The 16162-nt window shown below is 58.7% G+C and carries 9 protein-coding genes; 7 read left to right on the top strand and 2 right to left on the bottom strand.

Features of this window, described 5'->3' with window-relative positions:
• Nucleotides 1-61: 61 nt before the first annotated feature.
• Both BMW84_RS14460 and BMW84_RS24840 read right to left on the bottom strand, forming a co-directional pair.
• Nucleotides 62-991 (bottom strand): hypothetical protein, encoded by a 930-nt coding sequence (locus BMW84_RS14460; RefSeq protein ID WP_091069579.1) that lies wholly within the window; start codon nucleotides 989-991, stop codon nucleotides 62-64.
• Nucleotides 978-1130, bottom strand: coding sequence for a hypothetical protein (locus tag BMW84_RS24840; protein WP_175498819.1), 153 nt, complete (start codon nucleotides 1128-1130; stop codon nucleotides 978-980). The genes BMW84_RS14460 and BMW84_RS24840 overlap by 14 nt, the downstream gene beginning before the upstream one ends.
• A 172-nt stretch (nucleotides 1131-1302) precedes the next feature.
• Between BMW84_RS24840 and BMW84_RS14455 the strand changes: the two genes are divergently transcribed.
• The 7 genes from BMW84_RS14455 to BMW84_RS14425 all read left to right on the top strand — a co-directional run bounded on the left by BMW84_RS14455 (nucleotide 1303) and on the right by BMW84_RS14425 (nucleotide 15612).
• A complete protein-coding gene (locus BMW84_RS14455; RefSeq protein ID WP_091069577.1) occupies nucleotides 1303-3129 on the top strand; it encodes a vWA domain-containing protein in 1827 nt (608 codons plus the stop codon).
• A 39-nt stretch (nucleotides 3130-3168) separates the two neighbouring features.
• Nucleotides 3169-6558, top strand: a complete 3390-nt coding sequence (locus tag BMW84_RS14450; RefSeq protein ID WP_091069576.1) for a tubulin-like doman-containing protein — start codon at nucleotides 3169-3171, stop codon at nucleotides 6556-6558.
• 4 nt (nucleotides 6559-6562) lie between these two features.
• Nucleotides 6563-9079: a transcription initiation factor TFIID gene (locus BMW84_RS14445; RefSeq protein WP_091069574.1), complete on the top strand. Its 2517-nt coding sequence runs from the start codon at nucleotides 6563-6565 to the stop codon at nucleotides 9077-9079.
• Between the two features lie 254 nt (nucleotides 9080-9333).
• Nucleotides 9334-10611 carry a vWA domain-containing protein gene (locus BMW84_RS14440; protein WP_091069573.1) on the top strand — a complete coding sequence of 426 codons (1278 nt, stop codon included), beginning with the start codon at nucleotides 9334-9336 and terminating at the stop codon, nucleotides 10609-10611.
• 28 nt (nucleotides 10612-10639) lie between these two features.
• Complete coding sequence (locus tag BMW84_RS14435; RefSeq protein WP_091069571.1) at nucleotides 10640-11272, top strand: beta-mannanase; 633 nt, start codon at nucleotides 10640-10642, stop codon at nucleotides 11270-11272.
• Nucleotides 11273-11311: 39 nt separating this feature from the next.
• On the top strand, nucleotides 11312-12574 hold the full coding sequence (locus BMW84_RS14430; protein ID WP_091069570.1) for a TRAFAC clade GTPase domain-containing protein: 1263 nt from the start codon (nucleotides 11312-11314) through the stop codon (nucleotides 12572-12574).
• Nucleotides 12571-15612, top strand: coding sequence for a GAP1-N2 domain-containing protein (locus tag BMW84_RS14425; RefSeq protein ID WP_139209632.1), 3042 nt, complete (start codon nucleotides 12571-12573; stop codon nucleotides 15610-15612). Before BMW84_RS14430 ends, BMW84_RS14425 begins: the two co-directional genes overlap by 4 nt.
• The last annotated feature ends 550 nt before the right edge of the window (nucleotides 15613-16162 follow it).

Below are 16162 nucleotides of genomic sequence, written 5' to 3'. Positions count from 1 at the left end.
GATGAATTTGGAAATTATCTTCTTTTCACCGTTTTTTTCATCTTATATTTCAAAAATAGGATTACACATCCGGGTCCCAGCGGTACTGCGACTCGCGGATTTCCGCGACCTTGGCATCGAGCCCGTTCCACGGCTCGTGGGGGCTGGCGGCAATCAGCTTCGACAGCCGCAGGAAGCGGTCCTTCGGCAGAACGGCTATGTATCTTCCGATCATGGCGGAATACAGCAAGGCGTAACGCTTCATGCGCACCGCAGCCCCGGCCACGCCGGTCATGATCGCGAGGCCGTCTTCCATGGCGAGAATCTCGCTTTCATGCGCCTTCACGTACCGCAGCGTCCGGTCTTTGATCAGCTCGGGCTGGATTTTGGCGATTTCTCCGATATATTCGGCAAGGAGCGGCTCGAAATCCTTAAGAAGCAGCTGCTCTAGCTCCAAATCCATGTCCTTGCGCAGCTGGAAGCCGTGAAGCAGGGCCACCCGCTGCCGCGAGATCCGGTCCCCCCGCAGCAGCACGGCAATCTCGCGCAGCTTCTCATAGGCGAGCACATCATTTTCGCGCAGGACGGAAACGGCTTCCTGCCGGTCCGCTTCGAGCCCTTCCAGGACGAGGCCGATATTCTTGCCGAGCAGTTCGTTCAGCGCGGCGAGATTCTCGTTCGCGCGCACACGGCGCTGCATCCAGAAGAGCAGCAGAGCCAGCACTAAACCTCCGGCACCGCATAATAACATCTGCTGCAGGTTTTGGCCGAAATACACCGACGCGAGGGTAAGCAGCACGATGAGCAGGATGCGGGTCTGCATCCGGTTTCGCGTGATATGGGCGGCATCCTTCTCGACGGGAATCAGGCTGGCCCGGCCGCATTTGATGCAGCGTTCACCGCCGAGCGCGGTATATTGGCCGCAATGGCGGCAGCGCCGCAGCTTGTCGAAGGCGTAACGCGGGGCCTTGAACGGGCGCAGGGTGACAGGGCGTTTTTTATTTGCCGGCATGTTGGCCTCCGTTCAGTGCAGCAAGCAGCCTTTCGTCGATCTCTTCACGGGACAGCGGCTTGCGCAGCCGGGAAGCATACCTTGCAAGCCGGAATGCGGCATATAGAAACGTTATGCCGAGAATAACGTATGAAACCATGAAACTCTTCCTTTCATTATGAATTCATAGTTTCCGGGAACAGCGCCCGAAGGCCTTAAAGTTGATGTTTACAGGGTTTAATTATATCATAATGGCATACTATTTACAGAAATTAGCGAACGAGTGCCGCTTCTGAGTATATGCCCTAAACTACACAAGAGGAGCCATTTTTATGCTTCGTACACAACCGCAACAACGAATGAAGAGAATAGGATTGCTGCGCAGTTTGCCGGTCATCTTCCTGGCCTTATGCCTGTTCTCCGCCCCTTGGGGGCAAACCCCGGCCCATGCCGCCGCGGCGGGCCCGTCCCATATCGATGCCGTGCTGCTGCTGGACGTCAGCAATTCCATGAATAAAAGCGACAAAAACAACATCGCCGGCGAGGCGATGAAGATGTTTATAGACATGCTGTCGGCGCAGGGCGACAAGGTAGGCATCGTCGCGTATACCGACAAAGTGCAGCGGGAGAAGGCGCTGCTCTCCATCGGATCGGCGCAAGACAAACAGGATTTGAAGGACTTTATCGAAGGCCTCGACCGCGGCGCCTATACGGATATTGCCGTGGGGATGGAGGAAGCGGTCAAGGTGCTGGAGAACGGCAGCGATCCCGGCCACGAGCCGATGATCGTCATGCTGGCAGACGGCAATAACGACCTGAACGAAGCAAGCGGACGGACGCAAAGTGAATCCGACCAGGAGCTGAAGGCAGCGGTCGAAACCGCCAAACAAAAGGGATACCCGGTTTATACCATCGGCCTTAACGCCGACGGCAAGCTGAACAAGAGCATTCTCGCGGATATTTCGCAGCAAACGGGCGGCAAAGCGTTTACGACCGACTCAGCCGATGATCTGCCGCAGATACTGAGTGAAATTTTCGCCAGCCATCTGAAGCTGAAAGTGGTGCCGGTGCAGTCGATCACGGCAAACGGCGATTACCAGGAAGTGACGGTCAACGTCCCCAACAGCAGCGTGCTGGAAGCGAATATTTCCATTATGTCCTCCAAGCCGGTGACGGCCAAGCTGACCGATCCTTCCGGACAAGAAGCCGTCATACCATCAAGCGATATTCTGCTCTCGAAGTCGTCGACCTACAGCCTGATCAAGCTGATTAAGCCGGCGCAAGGCGACTGGAAGCTGCAGGTCAAAGGCGTGCCGCAGGATAAGATCGATATCAATCTCGTCTTCAACTATGATCTGGAACTCAAAATCGACGCGCTGCCGGCCAAAACGTATGCCAAAGGCGACAAGCTGGACATCTCCTCGCATCTGTTCAGCGGAGGTGCTCAGGTAACGCTCAGCAGCCTGTATCAAGATATGAATGCGGTGCTGCTCGCGACGGACACCGACACGGGCAAAGTGGAAGAGATTGCGCTGGATAACTCGGGCGCGGAGTTCAAGGGCCAATTTGAAATCAAGGACAACCACAACTATGAATTGAAAGTACGCGCCGAAGAGAGCAGCTTTTACCGCGAAAGCGATGTAGTGAAGATCAATGCGGGCGGCGGCGCAGCTGCAACTCCGGGAACCGGCGGCACCGCGGGAGGAACAGAAGCGACCACGGCACCCGATAAAACATCTTCCAAGACGCTGTATTTCATCATCGGCGGCATTATCATCCTGATTGCGGCCGCAGCCGCTTTCTGGTTATACCGTTCCAAACAGGCCAAAGGGTTCGTCGGTCAAATGGTCGTGGAGATCACCGACGGGAATACCGGCGAGCGGACGTATCCGCAGTACAAAAAATTGTCTGGCTTCAAGGGCAAATTCACGCTGCATCAGCTGCTCCAGCTGGCGCCTGAACTGAAAGAAACCGAAAAACTTGTCTTTACGCCGGGCAAAAACGACCGGCTGCTGGCGCGCGGCGGCGCCGGCCTCACCGTGGAACGGTCGGGGCGCACCGCGGATCTTACGCGCGGCCTGGAACTGAAGAGCGGTGACCGCATTTCAGTCACTCTGCACACGATAGACAAAACCATTATGCTGGAATATTTGATCTAGGGAGTATTCAAGTATCCACTTCACTTGGGAGGAAAGAACATGAAACCGGTAGTAAGAGAACATATTCAGCAGCTCGACGTATCGCTCGGCGGGGGAATCGTCAGCGACAAAATCAGGGTAGACACGATCGACAATCCGATTCTGATCATCGGTCTAGGCGGTACGGGCATCGACGCGCTGCTGCGCCTTAAATACCAGATCAACCGGCGCTTCAAGCTGCCGGAGGATCCGATCTCCAAGAAGAAACGGGATAAGCCGGACAACGTGGAGTTTCTGGCTTTTGAAACGAACGAACAGGACCGCGGCAAAAAATACGGCGGCATCGGCCTCGATCCGCAAAACGAATTCGTGCTACTGTCGAACGCCGAAATCGGCGGCTTGCTGCAAAACCGCAGCATTCTCGACCCTTATATCACGGAGTGGCTGTCCCCGGAACTCAGCATCACCGACGGGATGAACGGCGCCGCAGGCGTGCGCCAGGCCGGACGCCTGCTGCTGTTCACCAAAATTAATCAAGTCGTTGCAGCTATCGACAAAAAGATCAAAACGCTGTCGGTCGGCACCAGCAAAAAGCTGATGGTCTTCCTGCTTACCGGCCTCTCCGGCGGTACGGGCAGCGGAACGTTCCTGGATATTGCCTACATCGTTCGCGGCATCATCGAACGCGATTTCGGCGCCGCCGGCATCGACCGCGTCAACACGCTCGGGTATCTCTTTACCCCGGACGTCAATCTGGCCAACAAGTCCCTAAGCGAGCATACGCGCGAATATATCCGCAAAAACGGCTACGCTGCGCTCAAAGAGCTGGATTACTGGATGAATGTGGACAGCCGGGCCGAGCGGTTCCGCCAGCAGTACGGCAACATCCTGACCGTCAATTCGCCGCTGCCGCCGTTTAACCTCTGCCACCTGATCTCGGCGACCAACACCGAAGGCAAGCTGCTGGAGAACGCCTACGATTACTGCATGAACGTAACGGCGGAGAACATTACGAACTTTATGGCCAGCGAGGAAAAACAATCTGGCGAGGAGTTCGCCATCCACGACTACATCAGCAACATCCGCACGAATATCGCGCAGATGAACAAGACTTACCCGGCCAATTATGAATACAACATCATCGGAGCATCCTCCGCGGTGCTCCCGATTGAAGAAATGACGACCTATCTGGCGTACCGGCTCTTCGACAAGATGGACAAAATGTTCCAGCAGGCGCCGGGACAGGAGGATGTCGAGAAGATGGCCCGCAAGCTGGGCATCGATCTGGATACGATGGTCAAAACGTTCGAATCCCGCGTGCCGGAGCCGCTGCCGGGCTACGAGAACAGCGAACGGCTCAGCCATGGCAATGTGATCAAAAACCAGGTGGTCGATATGGACACCGAGCTGGAGCAAAGCTTCCTGGCCCGTGCCCGCGAGGAATACATCAAAGCGAAAAAACAGCTTCCGGGCGAAATCGCCAGCCGTTTCGGCGAGGAGCTGGAGCGGATCTTCCTGCATCCCGAGCAGGGGCCGTTTTACGTGTCGCGTCTGCTGTATACGGAAAGAGGCTTCTGCGTCCTGAAGCTGATCCAGTCGTATATTGAAACGCTGCGCGAGAGCCTGCTTCGGCTGCCGCGCGATATCGAGGCGGCGCAGGACAGTGCGGAGGAGAAGCTCGGCGACGCGCGGAGCGCTTTTGTCTCCAAGGAGAAGAAGAAAAACGCCTATATCGAGGCTAAAATCAATGAATATTGGCTGCATGCCGACGTGGAACGCACGGAGCAGATGATCCAGTTCTACGAGGACCTGTATGAGCTGCTGAACGATCAGAACAGCCGGATTTACGGGGTGTTTACGGAGATTTTGAACGCGCTCAGCTCGATCTTCGAGAAGAATGGCAACATCCTGACGAACAGCGAAGAGCAGGCCGACCATAAAGGCAACAAAACCTACTATTGGAATATCGTCAGCGTGCCGGATATTTCGGCGACGATCTCCAAGATTATGGACCAGAAGGACGGCGACGACCTGATCCGCGACTTCTCCCGCGAAATGCTGAAGCATTCCGGCCGCTGGGTCAAGGAACAGGAGATCGACATCGTCCGTTCCATTTCCGAGTTCCTGAGCGACAAGTTCGGAGATCTGATTACCCGCTCCATGGAAGATTTCCTCGTGATGAAATACGGCAGCGAAGAGCCGCTGGATAAATTCGTCGAGCGCAGCATCGCCGGACGGCTGGATGAGGATGCGGTTCCGGTCTTCCATCTCAGCAACAGCTCGGGCAGCCTGCACTTCCCGTCGTGGGGATTTGTCTCTGTGCCGCTCAAGGCCCCGGGCATCCTGAAGGGCATCAAGAATTACCAGAACAACGCGCTGGGCAAATCGCATTTTACCGTCAAGGAGAGCGAGGTCAAAAACCGGATTTTCTGGCTGAACACGCGCAACGGGGTGCCGCTTTTCGTATACACGCCGCTGCGGGTTTATGAAGAGAACTACGAGCGTACCATCCTGGACAAGGAGGGCATCGGCCGCCATCTGGTGATGACCGAAAAAGATAACTGGACGTATCTACCGTCCCCGATCCCGGAAAAATCATGGGGCGAAACGTACCTCAATCCGCGCGTCCGCGACTACAACGCCAGAGTGCGCAGTGATTTTGCCAAGGCGCTTGAGCTGGGTGTCATTCTGGAAAAAGGCCTCGACGAAAATACGAGCAGCCGCTTTACCGTCGTCATGACCAAACCGCTGGATCTGGAGAACCTGCTCGGCGGCTTCGATATGCAGCTGAGTTCGCAGCGGCCGAACCTTGGGGAAGTGAAAAAGGCAGCCGATGTGCTGAAGGAGCTGCGGCAGAGCGGGCTGGAGCGTACGGGCACCAAGGATATTTTCGGCAGCATTAACCGTGAAATGGCCCAGGAGAACCTGATCCGTTCGCCGCAGCTCATCGCCAAGGTTCGCGAGGAGATCGCCAAATACGAAGCGCTAACCGCCAAAGCTGCGGAACTGGACGTGATCCTGCGCCAGCAGCTGGACGAGGACCGCTGGCTGGATCAGTTCATCGAGGCGCTTTATACCGATACGATCGTTAAAAAAGGTGCGCTGTACGTCTACGACCGCGACGAAGATGAGGACGCGTTTGAGCCGTTCGCGAATTTGATGAAGGAACGCAGCTACGTGGAATACGCGGTGTACCGCAATTTCCGCAAGCTGGACGAGAAGAGCCGCAGCGTGCTGCTGCGCAAGGCTTCCCGCCGCGCCGCCGAGATGACGGCATCGGAGGATGTTGCGCCGCTGCTTTACAAGCTGGAAGGGTTGTACGTCTCCTTCCTGGAAGCGCGCGACAGCTTGGAATACGAGCGGGTGGAGCATGCCGACGGGGATGAAATGTACAGCTTCTACAAGACCCTGACCGGCAAGCTGGGCAGCATCCGCAGAAAGCTGAAGTAAGCCGATGATGAAGGCGAAGGCTTTACGTTACGCGGAAAGCTATGCGGCGCAGGAGGAGGCGCAGCGCAGGAAGGGTGATGGACGCAGCAGCATTCATTACCCCGCGCTGTTTCTCTTTATCGGGGACAAAACGGCCTCGGCCATCGGCCCTGTGCTGGACAGCTGTGAGCGCAAATGGGATAACGCGGCCGGCGTGATGGCGCTGCATGCGGCATCACGGCCCGCCGGCCGGCGAAGCGGCTCGGCCAACGAGCGTGCCGCAGGCCGTGAAGCGGCTGAATTGGGAGATGGAATTCAGGGTTACATCGGAAGCGGGCTATCCCAAGCCGGAACGGGCGCAGCTTACGGTTCAACGCGAGACGAAGACGTCCGAGCCGGCAAGGAGCGGGTGCTGTTTGCGGCGCTGCCGGACACGGCGGGGCGCGATCCGCTAACCGTGCGCCGCGATGTGTATGAGGCATTCCGCGAGGACAGCCGGTATCTGGCCGGACTGAACAGGGCGCTGCGCCAGCTTGCCGCAAGCATTGCGGATTACGGCCGGCTGTACTCTTCGTTCGACGTGATTCATCTCTCCATCATTACGCGGGTCGACGATCCGCTCAATGTGCTGCTGCCGCAAATTACGCTGTTGGCCCGGGCCGTGCTTGCGCAATCGTTCAAGTCGGTGCAGTCCGACCTGTATGCGCTAATTAATGAACGCGAGCAGGGCGAGCAATTCGGCTATTCCAGCTCGGTGGGGCTGGCGTTTCTGCGGGAGCTTGAGGGGATGCAGCAGCCGGATTACACGCTGCATGCGCCGCTGCTGGTCACGGAAGACGGGCTGTCCATCCCGGTTAACCATGGGCCGGCGGCGCTGTTCGATCTGGTCTATGTGCTCTCGGACAAAAACGAACGCGGCATGACCTCGCCGCATGGCATGGATGATAATTACGAGATTATTGCGCATATCAGCCTGCTCAAAAACCGTGTCCGTCCATCCGCGGATTTCGCCTCAGGGCATGGCGGGTACAACAACATGATCTTCAAAAGCGGCATCCGCGGCGGCACGGGCCGGCAGGGCTGCGCGTCGGCCGGGTTCGCGGCCGTGCGGCGGCCGAACCGCCAGATCGCGCTGGCAGTGCTGTACCATGCCGCCCGCCATCTGACCGGTGAGCTCCGCGCGCCAAGCCCGCTGAGCCAGCGCGAGCGCCAGGCGCTGCTGGGCGTCAGCCCGGAGGCGCTGCGCGAGCGGGCCGCCGGCTTCCTGCCGGACGCGGCGGGCCTCGCGGAGATGACCGGGCTGATGAGCCGCGGACGGCCGTCGCTGGCGGAGCTGAAGCGGCTTTCACTGCGCGAAGCCGAGGAAGTGCTCTTCGGGAGCGGCGGCGAAGCGTATTTCCGCCGGGGCTTCGAGGATGAAGCCGCGGCGAAGCTCGCGGCTTATCATCCGGAACGCGAGTGGGCCAAGGTGCTGGCGGCCCGCGAGCAAGGCCATCCGCCGCTGACGTTCTACCAGCTGGCGGAGTGGACGGCCGAGCAGGGCGAGGCCGGCGGCACCGTGCTGAATGCGCTGCATCAGCACATGGCGGGCCTGCGCGCAGGGCTTGCCACCGCGCGGCTGGAGCTGGAGCAGCTCTACGCGGACAGCGTGGAGCGCCAGCCGTTTACGCGCGTGCCGCTGCTGGAGAAGCGGACGGTGCGCAATCTGATCCATTATCTGTTCGAGCGCGTGTACGGCCGCAAATATGATTTGCTGCGCCTGGAGACCGAGCTCGCCCTCTGCCGCAGCTGCGCGGAAGCGCTGGAGCGGCTGCATGCCGAAAGCACGGCGCAGATCAAGGCGATGGATGTGCTCGTCGAGGAGCTCCGGCAGCTGGCGCTGGACAGCATCGGCCGCGGCGGCGAGACGGTGGATCAGAACATTATGGAATATTACGCCGTCATTACCGAAGGCGTCATCCAGGAGATCGAAGCCCGCAAAGGACCCGGTGCCCTGTTCGGGGACCGTTATCTCGGCAGCTTGCCCGGACTGCTGCGCAGCGGCGGCGCGGACGCTGTTCTGGAGCGGCTGATCGACGTCTGCCGCAGGGAACTGCTGGCGGCCGATATCTTCGATCTGCCGTTCGAGGAAGAACTGCTCCGCCGCGCGAATGTGGCGGCGGCTTACGATAACCAGGGCGTCGTCTCCAAGGAGGAGCTGTTCAAACGCCTGTACCTGAGGCTGGAAGAAGGCGCGCTGATCAACGTCCGCCTGTTCGAATACACGCAGGAGCACCGCCATGAAGAGAAATATTTCTTCGGCGACAGCGGTTCGGAGTTTCTGCGCTATGCAAGCGGCGTGGACGAGACGACGCGGATCTACCGTCTCGGCGTCGTTCACGAGGAACGGCGAAGCGGAGCCGAAAAGCTGAACCTGATGGGCGGCTTCCATCTGGAGGATCTGCTTTATTACCGCAATGCCAAGGTCTACTACGAAACCTATGTGGCCAATGGTTACCGGCTGCACGGATTAGAAGAGGCAGAGCTGCCGGCGCTGCGCTGAGCAGGGTGAAGCTGACGGAACCCGAAGGGCCGCGCATGAACGCATGAATGTTTTGCATACGCCGAAGGAGTCGAATAAGCGGACATTGCACGGTGGAAGCCGACCGCATGCCTCGCTGTATAAAGTGCAACAGAAACGGCCTTTTTGCCCCGCAAAAAGGCCATCCGTTGTATTTGGCGCAGCGGATTTAGCATTGATAAAAATTACATAACCTTGCACTTATACTCATTATAGAAACGGAAAGGGTGGTTAGGATGCAGCGAAAGATCAATATGCTTCTGCTGGTATTCAGCCTGCTGGGCGGCGCGATTGCCTTTACGGCCGGCGAGCTGCTGCTGGACCGGACGTTAGAGGACTGGCCTTCGATTCTCGTGGTCGGCATTTATTTTGCCATTGCCGCACTCGGCATCGGGCTGGGCTGCCTGGTTGCGGAGGCGATCTCGCCGCGGCTGAACGGCATGTCCTGGCGTCGGCGGTATCTCGGGCTCTCCTGGAAGCTGCTGCCGCTGATGGTAGCGCTGTTGCTGGGCGTCGGCGCACTGATGGAGTTCGTCTATGAGCTGAACTTCGGCGGCACGAAGCCTGTCGCGAACATCGTGATGGTCATCGACGACTCCGGGAGCATGTCGCAGAGCGATCCGGACAACAGCCGCTACCGGGCCGCGGAGGCGTTGGTGCAGCGGATGGACAAAGGCCGCCAGGTGGCGGTCATTACGTTCAATAGTACGGTTACGGTCGCCCAGCCGCTGACGCCGCTGTCCAAGGGCGGAAACCGCGAGCAGGTGATCCAGGCAATTGCGAACCTGCAGACGACCGAAGGCGGCACAAACCTCGGCGGCGCGCTGAACGAAGCGATGAAGGTGATTCAAGGCGACGATGCGGCGAACCGCGGGTCGATGGTCATCCTCTTGTCCGACGGCATCAGCGAGTTCGACACGGCTACGGAATTGGCGGAATATCAGAACCGCGCCGTTGCGGTCAATACGATCGGCCTGGCGATGAACGATCCGGCCGGCGCGAAGCTGCTGCAGGATATCGCCACCGCGACCGGCGGACAGTTCTACGATGTGACTACCGCCGACCGGCTCGGCGGCGTATTCACGCAGATCTATGACCGGCTCGGCGACCGCACGCTGCTGACACTGCGCGACGACAATACGGCAGACAGTCCGTATTATGCCGTTGTCCGCATTCTTTCCCTGCTCCTGGTCGGCATTGCGCTCGGCATCGGGCTGGGCATCGTGTTCGACAACCGCCATCTGGCCAAAAGCTTCGGCTTCGGCGGGGCCGTATCCGGCCTGAGCGCCGGATTGATTCTGGAATTTGGATTAAGCGGCCATACCTTCGGCGATGCCGTCATCCGCTTGATCGCTCTGCTGGTTTTGGCGGGTATTATCGCGCTCTTTACGCTGATCGTGCCGGTAGGAGAAGGACGACTGACCCGCCGCGGAAGCCGGCAGGCCGCCGGACATGGACAGGAGTCAAGCGGATTCCGGCCTCCACGCCGGGGCCGAGGCAGCCAAGGATTTTAACGAACGGTGAGGAAAGGGGCTTACGCTCATGAAATATGCCGGGGAGGCTATTCCCGAAGCGGAAATCACCGCGGTTACCGCCACGCTGGAGGACAGGGCCTGCACGCTGCGCTGGCGTTGGCCGGATCAGGTTCAGGCGGTTTGCATCCATAAAGGGCCGGCAGGCCAAACGAAGGAGGGGGCACCCCCCTCCGGGCTGAAGCTGTACACCCGCGAGGAATACAAAGCCAATAACGGTTACCGCGACCGGCTGGATGATATCGGGCTGGTCGAGTATACCGTATATGCCCGCTTGAGCGAGGGCGGCGAAACGGTACTGCTGCGCCAGCCGGGCGGAGGCAACCGTACCGTGGTCAGCGCAGGCAAAGCGCGGATTTATTATTCCATCCAGAACAAGAAAAGCCTGTTCGGCAAGCATAAAACGGTAAATATGACGATTTCGTCCGAAGTGCCAGTTCCCAAAGACGTGCTTTGCTATGTCAAAAAAACAGGCGGTTCGCCGGTGTCCAAGGACGACGGCATCCGGTTCCCGTTTATCGACGATTTTCCGGCCGGACGCAGCGTCCTGCCGCCGATCGAAATCGGCCGTGACGATCAGATCCGGATTTTTTTCACCGATGGCCGTACCTACGGCCGGTATTATGAACTGATCCCGGAATAACCGGGACGCTTGCATTCTATTTTTCAGGGAGGCCAGGAGATGTCTTTTTTCAGCCGATTGCTCAAGAAAAACCAGCAGCAGCCGAAGCCGCTGTTTTACGATATTGTCTGTCCATTCTGCTTCAGCCGCTTCCAGCCGGACGAGGTGGTGTTCCGTGCCACCCACAGCCGCGAGGATGACGAGAATTATGCGCTTGGCGAAGACTATGCGCTGAATAAATACCGCGAACGCTTTGGCCTGGATACCGTCGATGACATGGAAGCGGTGCTGAAGCCTGCCGATATTCCCGAGGAATATCATCATTACTCCGACCATGTGCTGACCGGGCTGACCGACCGTTATGGGGAACTGACCCGCCGCCGGCTGTGCCCGAATTGCCACAACGAACTGCCGCTGACCGCGGGCAAAGTGCCGAGCAACATCATCTCCATCATCGGCGCGTCGCAGGTCGGCAAATCGGTGTATATGACGTCTCTGATCCATACGCTGCAGCATTCCACCGCCGGGCATTTCGATGCCGCCTGCATGCCGCTCAGCGCCGAGATCAGCCGCAAATTCCGCACGCTGTACGAAGAACCGTTATTCGAACGCGGCGACCTGCTCGCCTCCACGCAGAAGGAAAAAATGCAGGAACCGTTTATTTTTCAATTTAAGTTCAAGGATGAGAGCAAACCGCCGCTGACGCTGGTCTTCTTCGACGTCGCCGGCGAAGGCATGGTCGATCAGGATTATCTCGGTCTCCACGGGCAGCATATCAAAAATTCGGCCGGCATCCTGTTTATGGTCGATCCGCTGCAAATCCGTTCCATCCGCGAAAAAATCCGCATCAAGGCCGGCGACAATCCCGGGGAATGGGTCTCGCAATACGATGAGCCGCGGGATGTGGTGCTGACGCTGTTCGGCGACTTCATCGCCTATCAGGAAAAGAGCAAAACCGATATTCCGACCGCCGTCGTCCTGACCAAAAGCGACATGTTGCACTCGCTGAAGGATGAGGAAGGCGAGTACATCAAAGCGAACAGCAACGTGTTCCACAACTATGTGCACCGTAAAACGGTCAATCTGAACGAGATCCGCAACATTGACGGGGAGATCCGCCGCTTTATCGGCAAGGTCGACCGTCCGTTCAAGGATACGATGGACGTTTATTTCGGCAATACCGGTTATTTCGCCGTGTCCGCCCTGGGCAGCAATCCGGTCAACCAGCGGATTGACGGCGTCGTCAGCCCCATCCGGGTCGATGAACCGTTCATCTGGCTGCTGCACAAGCTGCATTACATCGAGGGGAGTGAAGGGCAGTGAGGGAGAACCCCGGAGCCATGATTCTCCAGCAGATGTATACCCGCGAGCGGCGCGGCGTTTACCGGGGAACGGAAGGATTTGACACGGTAGCGAAATCGGAACGGCTGGACAGCAATTTCGTCAAAAAAATCATCCATCCGTTCTGCCTTTACGATGCTCCGGCGGAGCTGACGGCGCGCGGCGAGAAAGACGAGACGCTGTATCCGCTGGCACTCCATCTGTTCCATGCGGAGACGGGCGAGACGGTCATCGGGCAAAGCCGCTATTTGGCGGCGGATTTCACCGGCCAGCGGAGCGCCTTCTTTGCCCATAACTTCGTGGTGCCCCCGGCACGTTCAGGGGAGATTCTCCGCGAGTACGGTCGTTATCTGCATGCCGGCTTTGCGGACCGTTATGAGGGTGAACTGGGTGGAACGCTGCCGGAGCTGGCCGAGGTGCCGGAGCGACAGGAGGCTGGTAGCGATGCAGGCGCCGTGCTGGCGGCACTGGGCATTTCGGAAGAAATGTTCAAAGCGCTGCTGCAGTCCGTTATGCTGTCCGTGGCCGGCAAGAAAAAGGTATACGTAGCGCTGGATGTTCCGATCGACCAACTCTCCGGACAGGCGGCCCGCCTTACCGAAGTGCTGTTCGGTGCGCTGCCTTACGAGTTCCGCCGCCGGCTCGGCGTGTTGACTTATGCCAAAGAACCGCAAAACCGCAAATACATTCATCTGACCTTTGTGGAAAAAGGCGCAATCCGTCCCGGCGACCGTAGCCTGGAGAAGGATTTCCTGTTCGATTTTGCCGCTGGACGGTTCAGCGGAGCGGAGATCAGCGATTCCCGTCAGCCTTATGCCGATCTGGCCTGGCGGCTGCTCGGACAGGGCGAAGCGCTGGAGGACTTCGCCGGCTTTGCCGACGCGCTGACCCGTGACGAAGCCGAAGCGCGGAAGCTGTCGCTGGCCCTGTACAATGAACTGGCGGTATTCTATGAGATCGAGCAGGACAACGAAGGGCTGTATGCCGAGAACAAAAACGCGGTGCTGGCCGGCCTGCTGACCTATCTGTCGCCGGAAGGCGCGATCCGCAGCAGGGAACGGCTGAACGATCTGTTCCTGATGATGTTTGACCGCGAATACGATGCGCTGCGCTCGGGCGAGGTTCCCGAGCTGGAGATCCTGGAACGTTTCCGGGAGTATTACGCTCTTAGCGGCCATAACTATCGCACCCGTATCGTCGATTATTACATTAACGGGCTACTGAACAGCGCGCGGAGCAGCCGGGAGGATCTGCTCGAAGGCGCCTACCGGATCATTGAAGGCGATGAGGCGCTGGGCGGGGAGTTCTTCCGCAGAGTGCTGGCCCAACCGACGTTCCGCAAAATGCTGTTCGAGCCGTATGCGGAAACGCGCCTCAAGGCGGCAGGAGGGCCGTCGGAGCTGCTGCGGATCGCCGCCCGCTGGGGTAAGCTGCTGCCGGAAGCGCTGGAGCAGCCGCAGGTCCTCGACCTGTTCCGCGAGGTGCTGCTCGAGAAGCTGCACGGCGGCCAAGATCCGGTCTTTGCGGTTGCGGCGATTCATGAATCGCTCGCCGGCGCCGAGAAGGAGCACCGCCGCGGCGGCGTTTCGGCCCAGGCGCTGACGCTGATGCAGGAGCTCGCCGATGCAGCGGACCGTTTCCTGCTGAACCAAGTCGTGCTGGACGAGCTCTCCCAGGAGCAGCTGCTGGATATCCGGTTTCTGCAATTCCGGTCCTCCGCCGTCTGGGAGCCGCCGCTGGATCCGCCTACCAAGCAAAAGCTGAACGCGCTGCGTGCCGCCTACCGTTGGTTCGGGGAAGAGAATCCGGACGAGACGATTTTTGCCGGGCTGTCCTTGAAGGAATTGGACGATGTCCAGCTGCTCGGCCGGCGCTGGCTGAAGGAAGCGGGAAGCGCCGAGCCGTTCGAACGGCTGCCGCTGGCGTTCTATATCAGCGAGGATCGCGAGGGCGGTCCGCTGGATTACGACGCTTTGCTGGAGCATGTGCTGCGCAAGGCGGGCAAGGATAAGGAAACGGTGTACCGCTTCCTGGCCTGGTCGCAGCGCAGCCGCCTGTTCACCGCTGGCAAAAAGCTTCAGCCCTATTACCGCCGGGCGATCTTGAAATATTTCATGACCCATGACCGCGAGGCCTTCAAAAACCGCGAGTTCCGCAAAACCTATGTAGACAAAGCCGGTCCTGCGCTGCAGAGCGCGTATGCCGACGCCCGCGCCAAGCTGGCTTCGCCGATGGCGCGCTGGCTGGGCCGCAGCAAGCTGCCGCTGCTGCTCTCGGGCATTGTGCTTGGCCTGGCCGTGATACTCGTAATCGTGATCGCGGGACAACTCGGCGGCGGCGCGGATAACGCCGCGCCGACGGCAAGCCCTTCGCCGGCCGCCAGCCCGGCGGAGAGCGGTCCGCCGCCGGTCACCGTCCGGCTGGACGGCGGCGCGGACAGCGGCAATCGGCTGGTATTCACCTTTGCCGATGCCGCCGAATGCACCTCCTTCACGCCGAAGGAGGTGGACGTCGTGGGCGCGGACGGGCAAGCGTCCGCGTATGCCGTGAAGGCGACGATCAGCCGCTGCACGGCTTCGTCGCCATCCGTTACCCCCGCCCCGGATAGCGGGGGCGCGGGGGACAATGCCGCCGCGGATACCGCCGGCGGCACAGGCGATGCCGCAGCCGCAGACGGCAGCGGCACGGGCAACTCCGCAGCCGGGGATACCGGCAGCGGAGGAGATCCTGCCGCCGCGAACGCAGGCGGCGGCAACAACAGCGCCGTCGTACCGGCTGCGGCGGCGGACGCGCCTCGCTTCGAGGTGACGCTGCAGCTCGAATCCGGCGCCAAGCTGGCCGCCGGCGACATGATCACCGCCGGCGACTACAGGCTGCGCCTGGAGGCGGCGCCTGCCGCAACCGCGGATCCCACGATTGAAGGCACAGCGCCAACGGCTGGAGACGAGCCGGACAAGCCGACGGCAACGCCGGAGTCCAACGAGCCGGAGGCCTCGGCAACTGCCGGCAGCGGTCAATAACACGGCTGCCTGATGGGCAAGGAATGCTGGCTGCGAATTGAGGAGTGGTTCACTCCGGCCAAGGTGGACCGTATAAGTTTGTAAAGCCATGAGAAGCCAGGATTTACCTGACTATGGATTTTACGAAATCCTTCATTTTTTTTGTTCATCCTATTAACAATTATTCATGCAAACTCCACCTATCCAGGGTGGAGTTTTTTTATGTGGTTATATCAGGAAAGTTGTTCCAAATGGGCTAAACCGGCGGCTTTTCCGAAGATAGGCGAGGCGAAATGCGAAGCGAATATTCTCGGAAATGACGGCAATTATATGTTATTAAACATTACACAAACTTACTTTTTGAGTAAAATTCTTCTATTAACATTACATTTTATGTAAGTAAACCTCTGGACACAGCGGTGAAACTGATTTATTATGTAAAAAAATCCAGCATCTCGCTTTACATAAGCTTAATTTTTAACTAACAAACCGCTTGTATCATTAGTTACGGGTTTACTGAAAAATTCTCATTTTTCATGGAACTAAAACATTAACTCATGATGGGGGTATC

The sequence above is a fragment of the Paenibacillus sp. NFR01 genome (assembly GCF_900111565.1).
GTDB lineage: Bacteria > Bacillota > Bacilli > Paenibacillales > Paenibacillaceae > Paenibacillus_AQ.
This window is presented reverse-complemented; position numbering and strand designations above follow the sequence as displayed.

Bases quoted from the DNA above. Each gene is read 5' to 3' on its own strand.
- BMW84_RS14440 (WP_091069573.1), top strand. From the start codon at position 9,334: ATGCAGCGAAAGATCAATATGCTTCTGCTGGTATTCAGCCTGCTGGGC.
- BMW84_RS24840 (WP_175498819.1), bottom strand. From the start codon at position 1,130: ATGGTTTCATACGTTATTCTCGGCATAACGTTTCTATATGCCGCATTC.
- BMW84_RS14460 (WP_091069579.1), bottom strand. From the start codon at position 991: ATGCCGGCAAATAAAAAACGCCCTGTCACCCTGCGCCCGTTCAAGGCC.
- BMW84_RS14455 (WP_091069577.1), top strand. From the start codon at position 1,303: ATGCTTCGTACACAACCGCAACAACGAATGAAGAGAATAGGATTGCTG.
- BMW84_RS14445 (WP_091069574.1), top strand. From the start codon at position 6,563: ATGATGAAGGCGAAGGCTTTACGTTACGCGGAAAGCTATGCGGCGCAG.
- BMW84_RS14435 (WP_091069571.1), top strand. From the start codon at position 10,640: ATGAAATATGCCGGGGAGGCTATTCCCGAAGCGGAAATCACCGCGGTT.
- BMW84_RS14450 (WP_091069576.1), top strand. From the start codon at position 3,169: ATGAAACCGGTAGTAAGAGAACATATTCAGCAGCTCGACGTATCGCTC.
- BMW84_RS14430 (WP_091069570.1), top strand. From the start codon at position 11,312: ATGTCTTTTTTCAGCCGATTGCTCAAGAAAAACCAGCAGCAGCCGAAG.